12 protein-coding genes are annotated in these 16578 nt (G+C 71.8%); 4 read left to right on the top strand and 8 right to left on the bottom strand.

Annotation, left to right across the window (positions count from 1 at the left end; genetic code table 11):
- Positions 1-142 precede the first annotated feature (142 nt).
- Entirely contained in the window at positions 143-2173 is a 2031-nt protein-coding gene (locus O7631_RS06075; RefSeq protein ID WP_278143375.1) for a carboxypeptidase regulatory-like domain-containing protein, read from the top strand.
- 276 nt (positions 2174-2449) lie between these two features.
- On the opposite strand, the gene O7631_RS06070 is transcribed toward O7631_RS06075, so the two are convergent.
- The 4 genes from O7631_RS06070 to purS form a co-directional block, all read right to left on the bottom strand.
- On the bottom strand, positions 2450-3205 hold the full coding sequence (locus O7631_RS06070) for a 2-phosphosulfolactate phosphatase (RefSeq protein ID WP_278147856.1): 756 nt from the start codon (positions 3203-3205) through the stop codon (positions 2450-2452).
- 4 nt (positions 3206-3209) lie between these two features.
- Complete coding sequence (gene purL / locus O7631_RS06065) at positions 3210-5888, bottom strand: phosphoribosylformylglycinamidine synthase subunit PurL (protein ID WP_278143374.1); 2679 nt, start codon at positions 5886-5888, stop codon at positions 3210-3212.
- 88 nt (positions 5889-5976) lie between these two features.
- Positions 5977-6660 (bottom strand): phosphoribosylformylglycinamidine synthase subunit PurQ, encoded by a 684-nt coding sequence (gene purQ / locus O7631_RS06060; protein WP_278143373.1) that lies wholly within the window; start codon positions 6658-6660, stop codon positions 5977-5979.
- A complete protein-coding gene (gene purS / locus O7631_RS06055; protein ID WP_030491392.1) occupies positions 6657-6920 on the bottom strand; it encodes a phosphoribosylformylglycinamidine synthase subunit PurS in 264 nt (87 codons plus the stop codon). Before purS ends, purQ begins: the two co-directional genes overlap by 4 nt.
- Positions 6921-7276: 356 nt before the next feature.
- Here purS and O7631_RS06050 point away from each other — a divergent pair, with 356 nt between their 5' ends.
- Together O7631_RS06050 and O7631_RS06045 are read left to right on the top strand one after the other, a co-directional pair.
- Complete coding sequence (locus O7631_RS06050; protein WP_278143372.1) at positions 7277-7960, top strand: trypsin-like serine protease; 684 nt, start codon at positions 7277-7279, stop codon at positions 7958-7960.
- 24 nt (positions 7961-7984) lie between these two features.
- Positions 7985-8548, top strand: a complete 564-nt coding sequence (locus tag O7631_RS06045) for a YbjQ family protein (RefSeq protein ID WP_278143371.1) — start codon at positions 7985-7987, stop codon at positions 8546-8548.
- A 90-nt stretch (positions 8549-8638) separates the two neighbouring features.
- On the opposite strand, the gene purB is transcribed toward O7631_RS06045, so the two are convergent.
- The 4 genes from purB to O7631_RS06025 form a co-directional block, all read right to left on the bottom strand.
- On the bottom strand, positions 8639-10063 hold the full coding sequence (gene purB, locus O7631_RS06040; RefSeq protein WP_278143370.1) for an adenylosuccinate lyase: 1425 nt from the start codon (positions 10061-10063) through the stop codon (positions 8639-8641).
- Positions 10064-10123: 60 nt separating this feature from the next.
- Positions 10124-12613 (bottom strand): hypothetical protein, encoded by a 2490-nt coding sequence (locus O7631_RS06035; protein WP_278143369.1) that lies wholly within the window; start codon positions 12611-12613, stop codon positions 10124-10126.
- Positions 12573-13580: a glycosyltransferase family 2 protein gene (locus O7631_RS06030; protein WP_278143368.1), complete on the bottom strand. Its 1008-nt coding sequence runs from the start codon at positions 13578-13580 to the stop codon at positions 12573-12575. Before O7631_RS06030 ends, O7631_RS06035 begins: the two co-directional genes overlap by 41 nt.
- A 155-nt stretch (positions 13581-13735) precedes the next feature.
- A complete protein-coding gene (locus O7631_RS06025) occupies positions 13736-15028 on the bottom strand; it encodes an acetyl-CoA C-acetyltransferase (protein WP_278143367.1) in 1293 nt (430 codons plus the stop codon).
- Between the two features lie 55 nt (positions 15029-15083).
- On the opposite strand from O7631_RS06025, the gene O7631_RS06020 reads away from it, so the two are divergent.
- Positions 15084-16466 carry a 3-oxoacyl-ACP reductase gene (locus O7631_RS06020; protein ID WP_278143366.1) on the top strand — a complete coding sequence of 461 codons (1383 nt, stop codon included), beginning with the start codon at positions 15084-15086 and terminating at the stop codon, positions 16464-16466.
- The last annotated feature ends 112 nt before the right edge of the window (positions 16467-16578 follow it).

The raw sequence follows: 16578 nt of genomic DNA, 5'->3' as shown, positions 1-16578 counted from the left end.
CAGGCCAACTACCCGACGCTGGCCCTGGGTCGCGCCGATCCAGTCGGACAAGGCATAGTTGCCGACGGCGTATTCGAACCGTGATGATCCCCGGCCCGGCGCCCCGCCGGTCAGAGGGAAGTCAGCCCGGAAGGCGGTGGACGTGTCAACACACCGACGTGCCTGGAAGCAGCGGGCCGGTGTGGTCGTAGCGCTGGTTGCCGGCGCTCTGCTCGCCGTCCCCGCCACACCAGCCTTTGCCGCAAGCGTCGAGGTCTCCCCGAACTCGGTCACCCTGAACGCCGGCAGCGACGCCACACTCACCGTGCGCGTCGCGGGCAGCAACGGCGACGAAAAGGGAAAGATCAGTCTCTCTGGTCTGCCGTCCGGCGTCAGCTGCGCCGGCGGTTGCGGCGATTTCGACTTCCCCGGCGGACTGGGTAACCCGTCAAAGACGGTGCTGGTCAGGATCGCGGCCAATGACAACGCCGGCGATGCGACAGCAACGATCACGGTCGCCGTCGAGGCCAACTCGGGTCCGGACACCAAAACCGTCGCGCTGACCGTCAAGGGCAAGGCCGCGCCGCCGCAGGCGCAGACCGTGCAGTCGGTCTCCGGCAAGGTGGTCGCGCAGGCCGACGGCAAGGCCGTGCCCAACGCTGTGGTCATGCTGCTGGACAGCACCGGTAAGCGCTTCGACACCACAAGCGACGGCAGCGGCAACTTCCGCTTCACCGGCACCACGGGCAACCCGATCGCGCCGGGTCGACTCGACCTGGGTGCCAGCTTCGACAACGTGGTGGCCCGCAAGACCGTCAACGCTGCGGCCGGGCAGTCCCTCACCGGTCAACGGATCAGCCTCGCGATCAAGACCGAGGTGACGCCCAGCCCCACCCCGTCGGCCAGCGCCGAGGCGACTCCCACCGAGGAGGTCGCCGAGGAGGGCGCCGAGGACGAGGCGAGCGAGGAAGCCAGCCCTGGCGCGCCGGCGAACGCCTCGAACAACGAGGACAGCGGCGGCGGCGCGGGCTCGTACCTGATCATCCTGCTCGGCGGTCTCCTGGTGGCCGCTGGTGTCGGCACCATCGTGCTGCTCTGGATGAAGCGCAAGGAGAACGGCGGCGACGACGACGCCGTGCCGGCGGCCGGTGGCCCGGTCCCGCCCACGCGCGGCGGCGGCTTCCGCGGCCCCGACGACCAGACCCGGGTGGTTGGTGGTCGACCCGGCGCGGACCCGACAATGGTCGGCGGCGCAGCGCTGAGCGAGGCGCCGACGATGATGCACCGCCCGGTCGTCGACGACGTTCCGCCGGACCCGTACGGTGCGCCGGCGCAGGCGTACGGCGGCGCGGGCCAGCAGGGCTGGGGCGGTGCCGGTTACGGCGACGAACCCGCACCCGGCGGCTACGGTGCCGGCGGCTACGGCAACGACCCGGCCTCCGGTGGTGGCTACGGCGCCGGTGACGGCTATGGCGCCGCGCCCGGTTCCGGCGCTGGCTACGGTGGTGCGCCGACCTCCGGTGGCAGTTACGGCAACGCGCCCGCCTCCGGTGGCGGTTACGGCAGCCGGGACTACACCGCCCAGGCCGGCGCGGCGGGCTACCCGCCGGCTCCCGCCGGCGGAGGTGCCTACGGGGAGCGGTACGACGAGCCGACCGGCCGTTACACCGGCGACAACACCCAGTACCCGGCGCCGGCCGACCCGTACGCGACGGGTGTCTACCAGCCCGAGCAGGGGCAGGGCTACGGTCAGCCGGACACGGCACCGTACGGCGGACGGGCGGCTGAGCCGACCGGAGGGTACGGCGGACAGGCGGCCGGCGGCTACGACCAGGGTGGCTACGGTCAACCGGCTGGTGGCTACGACCAGGGCGGCTACGGTCAGGAGCCCCCGCAGCAGGGCGGCGGTTACGGTCAGGAGCCTCCGCAGCAGCAGCGCGGCGGCTACGACGACCGAGGCTACGACCAGGGCGGCTACGGCCAGGAGCCCCCGCAGCAGGGCGGCTACGGCCAACCGGCCGGTGGCTACGACCAGGGCGGCTACGGTCAGGAACCCCCGCAGCAGCAGCGCGGCGGCTACGACGACCGAGGCTACGACCAGGGCGGCTACGGCCAACAGGCTGGCCGCGGCCGACCGGACACCCCGCCGCCCACCGAGCGGGGCGGTCGACGCCTCGACTGGCTGGACGACTGACCAAGAACAGCACGCGAACGGCCACCCGGAGATCCGGGTGGCCGTTTTCGTCTGTGGCAAGATCCACTCGCCTGACTGGATGGTCGGGGCATCCGCCGGACCTGGACACCCCCGACTTCGCGAAAGCCGAGTCGATCAACGCGGGCGGACCGGTCCGGCAGAGGGTGGCGGCAGGCGGAGCGGAGCCCGGGCATGCGTTGCGCGGGCGGCCGTTGGCCCGGCTGTCGTTACGCGGGCGGCCCTTGACCCGGCTGCCGTTGGTCAGGCTGCCGTTGGTCAGGCTGCGGAGAAGACGCCCTGGCGGAGCACCGGCACAACGTCCGACACGCCGAGCCGGACCGCGACGTCCACGTCCTCGGCGAAGCCGCCCTCGGTCAGCTCGCGCCCGGACACGCTGCCCCGTACGGCGGCGGACACGTCCGGAGTGCTCGCCAGCGCGGCGAGCGCCATGGCCGCCTCCACGGACAGCCCACCCGGCACTCCGGAGAGGGCGTCCAGCACCGAGGCGGCACCGAGTTGATCCTCCACCGACGGGCGCAACGACCCGTCCGGCCAGCGCTCCCCGGCAGCGATCACACCGATCGGGGCGTCCACGGTGCCGTACCCCTGGCGGCGCAGCCAACGCCCGACGGCGCCCGCGTTGCGCAGGCACGCCGCGACCACCGGTAGGCCGGTGGCACTGGCGGCGGCGCTGATGGCGGAGCCGTTCGGCGAGGGCAGGACCAGATCCGCCACCACCGGCGCGGCGACCAGCGCGGCGGGCGAGAGCGACCACGGATGCGTCGCGGTCACCTGCCGCCGACCCACTGCGGCGACCGCACCGACGCGTAGCGCGTACTCGGCGGCCTGCTCACCCCAGGGGAAGGGGTGCACCCGCATGCCCCGGGCGACCGCGACCTCCACCGAGGTGGTGAACGACAGGACGTCCACCACCACCAGCGCCGCACAGACCCGCCCGAGTTCGGCCGCGCCGGTCGGACCCCAGTCGAACCTGGCGCCCGAACCGGGTTGGCCGTAGACGGCGGCCGTCAACGCCTCAGCGCTCGTCAGGCGACGGCTCGGTGGCACCGGTCTCCGAGTCGGTGGGCCCATCGGAGGAGTCCGACCCGATCGGTTCGACAGCGCCGGTCTCCGGGGAGGGGCCTGAAGAGGCGATGGGCTCGGAGACCACCTCGGCCGGATCCACCGGTGCGGCCTCCTCGTCCGAGGTGACCGGCAGCGGTACGCCCTCGACCGCGCCCGCCACACCGGCGGCCGGCGCGGGCACCTCGACAGCGGCCGAGCCCCCGAAGAGGCGCGGCAACGTCTCGGTGTGCGCGGCGCGCAGCTCGTCCAGGCCAATCCGGAACTGCCCGTGCACCTCGAGCGCCCCGCCGGACGGGTCGGTGACACCGATCAGCTCGAACGGCACGCCCCGCTCGGCGCAGAGCGCCGCGAACGCCTTGTCGTGGCCGCGCGGCACCGACACCAGCGCCCGCGTGGCGGTCTCGCTGAACAGGTAGACGAACGGCATCGAACCCTCGGTGAACTGCTCCGGCACCGCGATCCGGGCACCGACGCCACGGCGAAGGCAGGACTCGACCAGGCTCTGGGCGAGACCACCGTCGGAGAGGTCGTGTGCCGAGCTGAGGTGCCCGACCCGGGCCGCCTCGGCCAGCAGGTCGGCGAGCGCCTTCTCCCGGGCGAGGTCGACCTGCGGCGGGATGCCACCGAGGTGCTCGTGCGTCACCCAGGCCCACTCCGAGCCGGACAGCTCCACGTTGGTCTCGCCGAGCAGGTAGAGCTGGTCGTGGTCGCCCCCGGCGCGCGGGACGAAGCCCATCGGCACCCGGTCGGCGACGTTGTCCAGCACACCCAGCACACCGACCACCGGGGTCGGGTGGATGGCCGCCGCGCCGGTCTGGTTGTAGAAGCTGACGTTGCCGCCGGTCACCGGGATGCCCAGCTCCAGGCAGCCGTCCGCGAGGCCGCGCACGGCCTCGGCGAACTGCCACATCACACCCGGGTCCTCGGGGGAGCCGAAGTTGAGGCAGTTGGTCACGGCGATCGGCTTCGCGCCGGTCACCGCGACGTTCCGGTACGCCTCGGCCAGGGCCAGCTTGGTGCCGTTGTACGGGTCCAGTCGGGCGTACCGACCGTTGCCGTCCACCGACAGCGCCACACCCAACCCGGTGCGCTCGTCGATCCGGATGACGCCGCCGTCCTCCGGCTGGGCGAGCACCGTGTTGCCCAGCACGTAGCGGTCGTACTGCTCGGTGACCCAGGTCTTGTCGGCCAGGTTCGGCGACGCGATCATGCGCAGCACGGTCTCCCGCAGCGCCTCCGGGTCGGACGGCCGAGGCAGGGTCTCGGCCCGGTCGGCCTGGAGCAGGATCAGGTCGGCCGGCTCCCGCATCGGCCGGGCGTAGACCGGGCCGTCGTCGACGAGCGAACCCGGCGGTACGTCGACGACCAGGTGGTCCTGCCAGGTGATCAGGAGCCGACCTGGACGTCCGTCCGGCTCCGGTGCGGTGACCTCGCCGATCGCGGTGGCGAGCACGCCCCACTTCTCGGCGGTCTTGAGCACCGCCTCCAGCTTGTCCGGCTCGACGACCAGCAGCATCCGCTCCTGCGACTCGCTGGCCAGGATCTCGTGCGGCTCCATCGAGGGCTCGCGCAGCGGCACCCGCTCCAGCCAGACCCGCATGCCGGTGCCGGCTGCGGCGGCGGTCTCGGTGAGCGCGCAGGTCAGACCGGCGCCGCCGAGGTCCTGGATGCCGACGACCAGCTGGCCGTCGTACAGCTCGAGGCACGCCTCGATGAGCAGCTTCTCGGTGAACGGGTCGCCGACCTGCACGGCGGGGCGGCGCGCCTCGCTGCCCTCGTCGAAGGTGGCGCTGGCCAGCACCGACACGCCGCCGATGCCGTCGCGGCCGGTCTTGGCGCCCATCAGCACGACAACGTTGCCCGGGCCGGCGGCGGCCTTGTTCTGCAGCCGGTCGACCGGCAGCACGCCGAGGCAGAGGGCGTTGAGCAGCGGGTTGCCCTGGTAGGAGGGGTCGAAGACCAACTCGCCGCCGATGTTGGGCAGGCCGAGGCAGTTGCCGTAGCCGCCGACGCCGGCGACCACGCCGGTGAGAACCCGGGCGGTGTCCGGGTGGTCCGCCGCACCGAAACGCAGCGGGTCCATCACCGCGACCGGGCGGGCGCCCATGGCGAGGATGTCCCGGACGATGCCGCCGACGCCGGTCGCCGCACCCTGGTACGGCTCGACGAAGCTCGGGTGGTTGTGCGACTCGACCTTGAAGGTCACCGCCAGCTCGTCGGAGATCTGCACGACACCGGCGTTTTCGCCGATGCCGGCGAGCAGCCGGTCGCTGTGCGGGGCCTTCTCACCGAACTGACGCAGGTGAACCTTGCTCGACTTGTAGGAGCAGTGCTCGCTCCACATGATCGAGTACATGGCGAGTTCGGACTGCGTCGGCCGGCGGTCGAGGATCTGCCGGATCCGGTCGTACTCGTCGTCCCGCAGGCCCAGCTCGGTGTACGGCTGGAGCTCGCCCGGGGTGCCACCGGCGCGCGGCACGGTGTCTACGCCCTCGGTCCAGACGGCGGCGGCCGGCTGGGCGGGGGCGGCCGCCGGGGCGACGGGCTGCGCCGGGCTCGGCTCAACCGGCTGCGCCGGGGCGGAGTACGCCTCCGGGGTGTCCCGTACCGGGTCCGGATGGGTGGTCATGACCTCTCCTCGCTGCGCTCGTGCCCGCCGGGACGGCGGTTGAGCAGACCGATGATCGTGACGCTGGTCACCGCGGCGCTCCTCGCACTCACGCGGGCGCCCCGACAAGGTGCTTGAGGACCGACGTGAAGAAGCCGAGGCCGTCCAGCGAAGGGCCGGTCAGCGCCTCCACCGCGTGCTCGGGGTGCGGCATGATGCCGACCACGTTGCCGGCGGCGTTGGTGATCGCAGCGATGTCCCGCAGAGAACCGTTCGGGTTGCCGCCGACGTAGCGGGCGACAACCCGGCCCTCGGCCTCGAGCTGGTCCAGGGTCGCGGTGTCCGCGACGTAGCAGCCCTCACCGTTCTTGACCGGGACGAGCACCTCCTGGCCGGGCTGGAACGCGTTGGTCCACGCCGTGCTGGCGGACTCGATTCGCAGGACCTGGTCCCGGTTGCGGAAGTGCAGGTGCTGGTTGCGCGTGAGCGCGCCGGGCAGCAGGTGCGCCTCGCAGAGGATCTGGAAGCCGTTGCAGATGCCGAGCACGGGCAGGCCACCCTGGGCGGCGTCCACGATCGTCTCCATCACCGGGGCGAACCTGGCGATGGCACCGCAGCGCAGGTAGTCACCGTAGGAGAAGCCACCGGGCAGCACGACAGCGTCGACCCCGTGCAGGTCCGCGTCGCCGTGCCAGAGCCGGACCGGCTCCGCGCCGGCGATCCGGACGGCCCGGGCCGCGTCTCCGTCGTCGAGCGAGCCCGGGAAGGTGACCACGCCGACCCGGGCGGTCACGAGCGGGCGTCCGCGGTCTCGTCGGCCTCGACCAGGCGGACGGTGAAGTCCTCGATGACCGGGTTGGCGAGCAACTTGTCGGCAATCTCCCGAGCGCGGTCCAGGTCCGGTTCACCGGTGAACTCGATCTCGATCCGCCTGCCGATCCGGACCGAGGCGACGTCACCGACGCCGAGCCGGGGCAGCGCGTTTGCGACGGCCTGGCCCTGCGGATCGAGGATCTCGGGCTTGAGCATGACGTCGACGACGACGCGAGGCACTGGGCACTCCTGACTGTGTACGCAGTTGGGTGCCGACCCACATGGGGCGAGCGCAGCCAGCGTACCTGGCAGATACGGCCGCGGACGCACCGGCCGGGTGGAGTTCAAGCAGTGATCGACATTGCCCGCGCTCACGGCGGCGCGACAGGCGGGGCAGGTGGCCTCAGCAGGGCATATACGGCGCAGCGGGAGGCCGAATCGTTACATTCAGTAACCTCGATCAAATCCTTGATAACACCCGGCCCGGGCCCTACTGTACATCGACGTAAGTCGATTGAGGTGTCGGCGGGGACCTCCCACCGGCACCCATCCGCACCCGGCGACCCCGGGTCCGCCCCGCCCAAGGAGTTCACCCGATGCGCATCCGCCCCCTGCTCGCCGCCGTCAGCATCGCGTTGGTCGGCGCCCTCGGTGCCACCTCCGGCGCGTCCGCCGCCCCGCCCGGCCCGCAACCCATCATCGGTGGCACCACCGTCTCGTCGGCGCCCTGGGCCGCCGCGGTGCTCAGCAACGGCTCGTTCACCTGCTCCGGCAGCGTCATCGCCGCGCAGTGGGTGCTCACCGCCCGGCACTGCATCAACGGCACCATGTCAGTTCGGATCGGCAGCGTGAACCGCACCTCCGGCGGGGTCACCCGTACGGTCAGCGCCACCTACACCCGCTACGACCTGGCCCTCATGCGGCTCTCCAGCAGCGTCAGCACCTCCACGGTGAGCCTGGCCAACAGCAACCCGCCGATCAACTCGACGAACTCGATCTACGGGTGGGGCATGACCTGCTACAGCGGCTGCTCGGCGTCGACAGTGCTCAAGACCGCCACCGTACGGGTGACCAGCAACAGCGTCACCGACGCGTACGGCGGGCAGGCGATCCGCAGCACCGAGATCAGCGGCAACGCCTGGCGGGGCGACTCGGGCGGCCCGCAGTTCTACAACGGCCAGCAGGTTGGCGTCGCCTCCACGGCCGACGGCTACAGCATCCAGAACTACGGCAGCGTTGCGTACAACCGGGCCTGGATCACCTCCGTGGCCGGTGTCTGACGGTTACCGCCCGGAGCGGCGCGGATGGTCGGCCCCGTGCCGGCCGTCCGCGCCGCGCCGTTTTGCAGCATCCGATCAGGTGAACAATGCGCCCGATCGGGTCAGGCCCCTCCTGACAGCATCGGAAACGTGCTGGTCGTGACCACGGAGCAACTGCCCGGCTACGAGATCCGCCAGATTCTCGGTGAGGTGGTGTCATCGATGGCCAGGACGCGCAACCCGTACCGCGAGGGGGTCAAGAACCTGCGCGGTGGCGCGTACGACCCGATGGCCCCGGACAACCTGACCCGGTGGCGCACCGACTCGGTGTCCCGGCTCGGCGAGGAGGCCCTGCGCCTCGGCGCGAACGCCGTGATCGGCATGCGGTTCGACAGCCGGGACTGCGGTGAGATGTGGATGGAGATCTGCGCGTACGGAACGGCGGTGATCGCCGTACCCGTCATGCCCGAGGTCATGCCGGCCGACCAGCCGGCGGTCGCCGCGGACACCGCCACCGACCCGGCCTTCGCCGAGTCCCTCGGCGGCATCGCCGAACCGGCCAGCGCCCCCAACCTGCGAACAGCCGCAGAAACCCCGACCGGCGAGTAGGGCCTCCACCTCCCTGTTGATCAAGAGGTTTCGGTCATCAGGGAGATCGAACTTGACGCAAACCTCTTGATCACCGCAGAGAGGTGGGGGTTAGAGGATGGGGGGTGGGCTGTAGGTGGCGGCGTTGGGGTGGGTTTCCACCACCTTGGTGATGCGCTTTGTTACCGCTGCCACTTGGGCTTGGGCGGCACCGACGAAGGCGCTGCGGTCGGCGACCAGGGTGTCGATGTCGGCGCGGGACAGGCCGAGCCTCCCGTCGGCCGCCAACCTGTCGAACAGGTCGTTCTCCGGGGAGCCCTTCTCGCGCATCGCCAGAGCCACGGCGACCGCGTGCTCCTTGATCACCTCGTGGGCGACCTCCCGGCCCACGCCACGCCGAACCGCCGCCACCAGGATCTTGGTGGTGGCCAGGAACGGCAGGAACCGCTCCAACTCCCGGTTGATCACCGCCGGGTACGCGCCGAACTCGTCGAGCACGGTGAGGAACGTCTGGAACAGCCCGTCGGCGGCGAAGAACGCGTCCGGTAGGGCGACCCGACGGACCACCGAGCAGGACACGTCCCCCTCGTTCCACTGATCGCCGGCCAGCTCGCCGACCATCGACAGGTAGCCCCGGATGATCACGGCGAAGCCGTTGACCCGCTCCGACGAGCGCGTGTTCATCTTGTGCGGCATCGCGCTGGAGCCCACCTGGCCCGGCTTGAAGCCCTCGGTCGCCAACTCCTGGCCGACCATCAACCGGATCGTGGTGGCCAACGACGACGGCGCCGCGGCGGTCTGCGCCAGCGCGGCCAGCACGTCGAAGTCGAGCGAGCGCGGGTACACCTGCCCGACGCTGTCCAGCACCCGGGAGAAGCCCAGGTGCTCGGCGACCCGCCGCTCCAGCTCGGCCACCTTGTCGGCGTCCCCGTCGAAGAGGTCCAACTGGTCGGCTGCCGTGCCGACCGGGCCCTTGATCCCCCGCAACGGGTACCGCGCGATCAACTCCTCCAACCGCTCGTACGCGATCAGCAGCTCCTCGGCCGCCGACGCGAAGCGCTTGCCCAGCGTGGTGGCCTGCGCCGCCACGTTGTGCGAGCGCCCGGTCATGACCAGCTCGGAGTGCTCGTACGCCAGGAAGGCGAGGCGGGCCAGGGTGGCCACCACACGGTCCCGGATCAGCTCCAGCGAGGCACGCACCTGGAGCTGCTCGACGTTCTCGGTCAGATCCCGGGAGGTCATCCCCTTGTGCACGTGCTCGTGCCCGGCGAGCGCGCTGAACTCCTCGATCCGGGCCTTCACGTCGTGCCGGGTGACCCGCTCCCGCTCCGCGATCGAGGCGAGGTCCACCTGGTCGAGCACCCGCTCGTACGCCTCGACCACGCCGTCCGGCACCGCGACACCCAGGTCACGCTGGGCGCGGAGCACGGCGAGCCAGAGCCGCCGCTCCATCCGGACCTTCTCCTCCGGAGACCAGAGGGCGACCAGTTCGGGCGAGGCGTACCGGTTGGCGAGCACGTTCGGGATCGTCGTCACGTACCTCATTGTCCCGCACCCGCTGACCGGCGCCTGGACCGGGCCGGAACCCCGGAGCGGTCAGGAGCGGGTCAGCTCGTAGACGGTGACCGGGCCGGCGACCAGCCGGACCTGGGCCAGCCGGGCCAACTCCGGCGACACCGCACCGGCCCGGCTGTCGGCGAAGAGCCAACGGACCCCGTACTCCGTCCGGAGCCGATCCAGGTCGGCCACGCTCGGTGAGGTGAACACACCGTCGTTGAGCGCGAGCAACTCCTGATCGGGAAAGTCTTGCCGGGCGTACCCCAGGTTGTCGACGCCGTGCGCGGCCACCACCGCGTCGGTGTAGCCCCAGCTCTCCACCACCGTGCGATGCCCGCCCAGCCCGGTCACCCAGAACGCCCGGGCGTCGCAGTGCGGGGTGGTCCGCACCGGCCGGCAGTGGACGTTGGTGGCGACCACGTCGTCGTCGGCGGCGTTGTCGTCAAGCCACAGGGCCGCGCGCATCTCGTCGACGGTCAGCGCGTACGGCTGCGGTCCGGTGGCAGGCGGCCCCGGCTCGGTCAGCACCGAGCGAACCGTCCCGCCCAGCACGACGGCGGCGCTGGCACCGAGCAGCGCCGCGGTGGCCCCGGCCAGGGCGATCGTCACCGTTCGCCGACGACCTGCTCCCGAAGCTGCCGGCGCCGAAACGCGGCGCCGCGACAGGGCCGCCACTGCGACGGGACGCCGCCACAGAGCCGCCACTGCGACGGGACGCCGCGACAGGGCCGCCACTGCGACGGCGAGCGCGGCGGCAACCGCCACGAACAGCACGTACCGCGCGGCCGAGAGACCCAGGACCCGCAGCCACCCCTCGATGGTCGAGGTGGTGGGGGTGCCGGGCCGGCTGATCCTCGGCACGGCGAAACCCACCACCGTGCCGGCGGTGGCGAGCCCCGCCAACGCGCCGGCCACGGCGGGCACCACCAGCACCGGCCAGGGCACCCGAGCCGCAGCGAGAGACCAGGTGGTCAGCACGACGCCGATCGGGATGACGCCCATCCAGAAGTAGATCTGACTGATCGACGGGTGCTGGAACACCCAGGTGGTGGCGGCCCCGGCGAGGACCGTGCCGGCGAGCAGCCAGACAGCCGGATCGGCCCGGTGCACACGCTCGCGGAGCAGGCCCATGCCCACCCACCGTGGCGACTGACCCAGCACCCACCAGCCGACCACCGAGAACGCCAGCAGCCATCCGAGGACACCACCGTCGTTGATGCCCGGTGGCAGCGGTGCGCTCGGCCAGATCCCGTCACCCGGCCCGAGCGTCTCGGCGTACGGGGCGACGAAGTGCAGCAACGCCAACGCCTGCACGCGCAGGGTGGAGGCTCCGCCACCGGCGAACAGCCGGAAACCGAGCGCCATCGCCGCCACCAGACAGGCCAACGCCACCAGGGCAGGTCGTGGGATCTGCCGCTTGCGCCACCAGAACACCACGGCGGTGAGACCCAGGCCGGCGATCAGCGGCGGCAACGCGCTGGACTTCGCGCCCGCACAGACCAGCCCGAGCGCCGGGACCAGCGGCCAGGCCGGGCCGAGGGAACGCCCCCGGGCCGCGTCGACAACGAGCCCGGCCAACAGCAACAACGGCACCAGCACGTACGTCTGGGAGGGGCTGGCGTAGGAGAGCGGCATCTCGCCGGACACACCCGCGGGCGAGCCGAGCGTGACCGCCGCACCGGTGAAAGCGGTGAGGGCGGCCACCGGGCCGGCCCAGACCGCTCCACTCAGGTCGCGGGCGAGCCCGGCCGCGAGCACCACCGCCACGCCGACCACCGGTACCAGCCAGAGTCGCAGCAGCACCGTCGTCGGCGCGATACCAGTGATCATGCTGCCGCTGGCGATGTGGGCGTCGGAGAGGTAGTGGTAGCGCAACGCCTCCCCCGCGACGTGCGGCAACTCGAATGGCATCGCCCGCGTCAACTCCTGCACCAGACCCAGGTGGTAGAGCACGTCCTGGTAGTAGCCGCCGAAGACCGGAGGCAGCGGAACCATCCGCCACTGGACGTACCCCCAGGCCAGCACCACCAGCAGCGCCGCACCCATGCCCCAGTGCCAGCCGACCGGCAGCGGACGGCGCTCACCGACCCGCCAGTGCCGGCGCAGCCGGGGCGCGGCGGCGAACGCGACGAGTACGGGTAGCGGCCACCACCGCAGCAGGGTCTGTTGGCCAGTCGCCGCTGCCGACGCCCAGGCGACGATCTCCAACAGCAGGCCGGTGGCCGCGCCGAAGCCGAGGTCCTCGGGGAGGTTGCCGCGACTGCCGCGCAGCGCGCGGTGCACCAGGGTCCCGGGGAGCACCAGCGCGAACACCCAGTACGCGGAGAACGCCGCGAGGTCCGGCACCGGCACGCTGCCGCGTGACCACACCACGGGCAGTGCGCCGATCACGAGCACCCACGGGAGCGTGCTGAGAATCGGCACGAGAGCATTCCGGCGCGGGGCCGCGGCGGGGGCCGGACCGTCGACCCGCTCGGCCAGCAGGGCGTCAGCCACGGAGGCGGACAACGTCGTCACCGACACGTGCATCTGCCTCCGCGCCCGGAACCCCGTCCCGGGAGTCGAACCCGATGTGGAAGGCGGGCCGGTTCTGCACTGTGGCGTAGATCCGGCCGACGTACTCGCCCAGCAGGCCGAGACAGACCAACTGCACCCCGCTGAGCAGCAGCACCGCGACGAACATCGAGGTCCAGCCGGGGATGGTGGCACCGGAGACGTGCACGACCATGCCGAACACGATCAGGGCCAGGCAGAGCAGGAAGCTCGACATCCCCATCCAGGTGGCCAGGCGCAGGGGCGCGGCCGAGAAGTTCGCAGTGCTCTCCCACGCCAGCGCGACCATCCGGCGCAGCGGATACTTCGTCTCCCCGGCGGCACGGGCCTCGCGGTCGTATCGCACCTCGGCGCTGGGGAAGCCGAGCGACGGCACCAGCAGCCGGTAGACCGGGGCACGCTCGGGCAGTCCGCGCAGAACCTCGATCACGTCCCGGCTGAGCAACCGGAAGTCACCGGCCTGCGCGGGCAGGTCGGCACCGACGATCCGACGCATCGTCCAGTAGTAACCCCGGGCGGTGTTGCGCTTGAAGGCCGTGTCGGTGCTGCGGTCGGCGCGCACGCCGTAGACGACGTCCACCCCGTCCTCGCGGGCCACCCGAAGCATCTCGGCGATGGTCTCCGGCGGATCCTGGAGATCGGCGTCCAGGCTGACCACCCAGTGTCCGACGGCCCGGTGCAGGCCAGCGGTCAACGCCGCCTGGTGACCGCTGTTGCGCCGCAGTCGGAGCACTCGGAGTTGGGGCCAGTCCCGGCCGTGGTCGAAGAGCACCGACACGGTGTCGTCCCGACTGCCGTCGTCGACGGCGACCACCTCGTACTCGACGCCGAGCGCGTCGAGCACCGGCCGCAGCCGGGCGACCAGAGCCGGGATGACAGCGGTCTCGTTGAACATCGGGATGACCACCGAGAGGGTGACCGTCCGTGGAACGACAGACTCCATGGTGATACGGCCCCGATCCGCACGCAGGAGTGATCAATTGCGCGCCGAGGGCGCGGCGACGATCACCATCGCGCGGTAAACCCTCCACCAGCGGGCCGGCTTCTGAACGACTCGTTAACGCCCGCTGCCAGGTGACTCGGTAAGCGACGTTCCGCTCAGCGCTCCAGGATCGCCGTCACGCCCTGGCCGCCGGCCGCGCAGATGGAGATCAGCCCGCGTCCGCTGCCCTTCTCGGCCAGCAGCTTGGCCAGGGTCGCCACGATCCGCCCGCCGGTGGCGGCGAACGGGTGCCCGGCGGCCAGCGAGGAGCCGTTCACGTTGAGCCGGTCGGTGTCGATCGCGCCGAGCGGCGCGTCCAGGCCGAGCCGGTCCTTGCAGAACTCCGGCGACTCCCAGGCGGCCAGGGTGGCCAGCACCTGCGAGGCGAACGCCTCGTGGATCTCGTAGTAGTCGAAATCCTGCAACGTCAGCCCGGCCCGGGCCAGCATCCGGGGCACCGCGTACGCGGGGGCCATCAGCAGTCCTTCGTCGCCGTGCACGAAGTCCACCGCCGCCGTCTCCGACCAGCTGAACCAGGCCAGCACGGGCAGGTTGTGCGCGGCGGCCCACTCTTCGCTGGCCAGCAGCACGGCGGATGCTCCGTCGGTGAGCGGTGACGAGTTGCCGGCGGTCATGGTGGCCTGCTCGGCGTCCGGGCCGCGGGTGCCGAAGACCGGCTTGAGCGAGCCGAGCTTCTCCACGCTGGTGTCCGGGCGCAGGTTCTGGTCGCGGGTCAGCCCCAGGTACGGCGTCATGAGGTCGTCGAAGAAGCCCCTGTCGTACGCGGCGGCGAGCCGCTGGTGCGAGCGCAGCGCCAGCTCGTCCTGGGATCGCCTGTCGATGTGCCAGCGCAGCGCGGTTTGGGCGGCGTGGTCACCCATGGACAGGCCGGTACGTGGTTCGGCGTTGCGCGGGAGGTCGGGCTTGAACGGCTGGAGCGGGCGCAGCCGGGCGGCGACCTTCAACCGCTCGCCGAGGGTGCGGGCGCTGTTGAGCTTGAGCAGGGTGCGGCGCATCTCCTCGTTGACCGCGAGCGGCGCGTCGGAGGTGGTGTCGACACCCCCGGCGATACCCACGTCGAGTTGCCCGAGGGCGATCTTGTTGGCGACGAGGATCGCCGCTTCCAGGCCGGTGCCGCAGGCCTGCTGGAGGTCGTACGCGGGGGTGTGCGGGTCCAGCCGGGAGCCGAGGACCACCTCGCGGGTGAGGTTGAAGTCGCGGGAGTGCTTGAGCACCGCCCCTGCCACTACCTCGCCGACCCGCTGCCCGGCCAGACCGTACCGGGCGATCAGGCCGTCCAGCGCCGCGCCGAGCAGGTCGGCGTTGGACGCGTCCGCGTAGCGGGAGTTGGAACGGGCGAAGGGGATGCGGTTGCCCCCGATGACCGCGACCCTCCGGATGTTCTGCACGATCCGCCTCCTCGCAAAGTGTTGCTCGAACCCTACTCGCCAGTAGGCTACGCCCATGACCGACAGGTACGCGAGCTTCGTCCAATCGGCCGCCGGCCGCACGGTGGTCAAGCGCCTCGGGCTTCCCGATCCGCCTCGACTGCGCCGGCACCACCTCGGCGACCCGCTGCTGCCTGGTCCGGCAGTGCTCGGCGCGGCCACCGGTGGGCGGCTCGCCGAGCCGGTCGGCACGATCCTGACGGCCGCCGGGGTCGAGCTGCGCGATGCCGCCGACGCCGGACCCCAGGACCGCTTCGGAGCCCTGGTGTACGACGCCAGCGGCATCAGCGACTCCACCCAGCTCCGCCAGCTCTACGACTTCTTCCACCCGCACGCCCGGGCCGTGCTGCCCAGTGGCCGGGTGATCGTGCTGGGCACCCCGCCGCAGGAGTGCCCGACGTCCCGCGAGGCGACCGCCCAGCGCGCCCTGGAAGGGCTGGTCCGTAGCATCGGCAAGGAGTTCGGTCGGGGCACCACCGCCCAACTCGTCTACGTGACCCGGGCCGGCAGTATCGCGACGGACGGCCCGGCCCACTCAGCTGGCACAACCACGAGCCTCGCATCGACTATCCGGTTTATCCTCTCCGGGCGATCCGCGTACGTCTCGGGTCAGGTGATCCGCGTCGGCACCGGCGAGGCGACCGTCCCGGCCGACTGGGAGCGCCCACTGGACGGGCAGGTGGTGCTGGTCACCGGTGCCGCTCGGGGGATCGGCGCGGCGCTGGCGAAGGTGCTCGCCCGGGACGGGGCACAGGTGGTCGCCCTGGACATCCCCGCCGCCGGGGACGCGCTCGCGGCGGTGGCGAACGACATCGGCGGCACCGCCGTCCAGCTCGACCTGACCGCACCGGACGCGCCGACCCGGCTCGCCGACCACCTGGCCAGCAGGCACGGCCGGGTCGACGCGGTGGTGCACAACGCCGGCATCACCCGGGACAAGACGCTCGGCCGGATGGACGCCGACCGGTGGGACCAGGTCCTCGACGTCAACCTGTCCAGCCAGGAACGGATCAACGACGTGCTGCTGGAGCGCGGGCTGATCCCGACCGGCGGGCGGATCGTGTCGGTCTCCTCGATCGCCGGGATCGCCGGCAACCGGGGTCAGACCAACTACGCCACCAGCAAGGCCGGAGTGATCGGGCTGGTCGACTCGCTCGCCCCGACCCTGCGGGAGCGGGGCATCAGCGTCAACGCGGTGGCCCCCGGCTTCATCGAGACCCGGCTGACCGCGCGTATCCCGCTGGTGGTCCGTGAGGCGGGCCGGCGGATGAACAGCCTGGCCCAGGGCGGCCTGCCGGTGGACGTGGCCGAGACGATCGGTTGGTTGGCCTGGCCGGCGAGCGGCGCGGTCAGCGGAAACGTGGTCCGGGTGTGCGGCCAGAGCCTGCTGGGGGCGTGATGCGGGGCAAGAGGGAGCCGGACGACGACCTTTCCCTGCACGAGCTGATCGACGGCCCGACCGAGGCGCTGACCGCGGAGACACTGGCCGCGGCTCTCGAACCGGGGTCGGG

It is taken from the genome of Micromonospora sp. WMMD967, assembly GCF_029626165.1.
GTDB classification, from domain to species: domain Bacteria; phylum Actinomycetota; class Actinomycetes; order Mycobacteriales; family Micromonosporaceae; genus Micromonospora; species Micromonospora taraxaci.
This window is presented reverse-complemented; position numbering and strand designations above follow the sequence as displayed.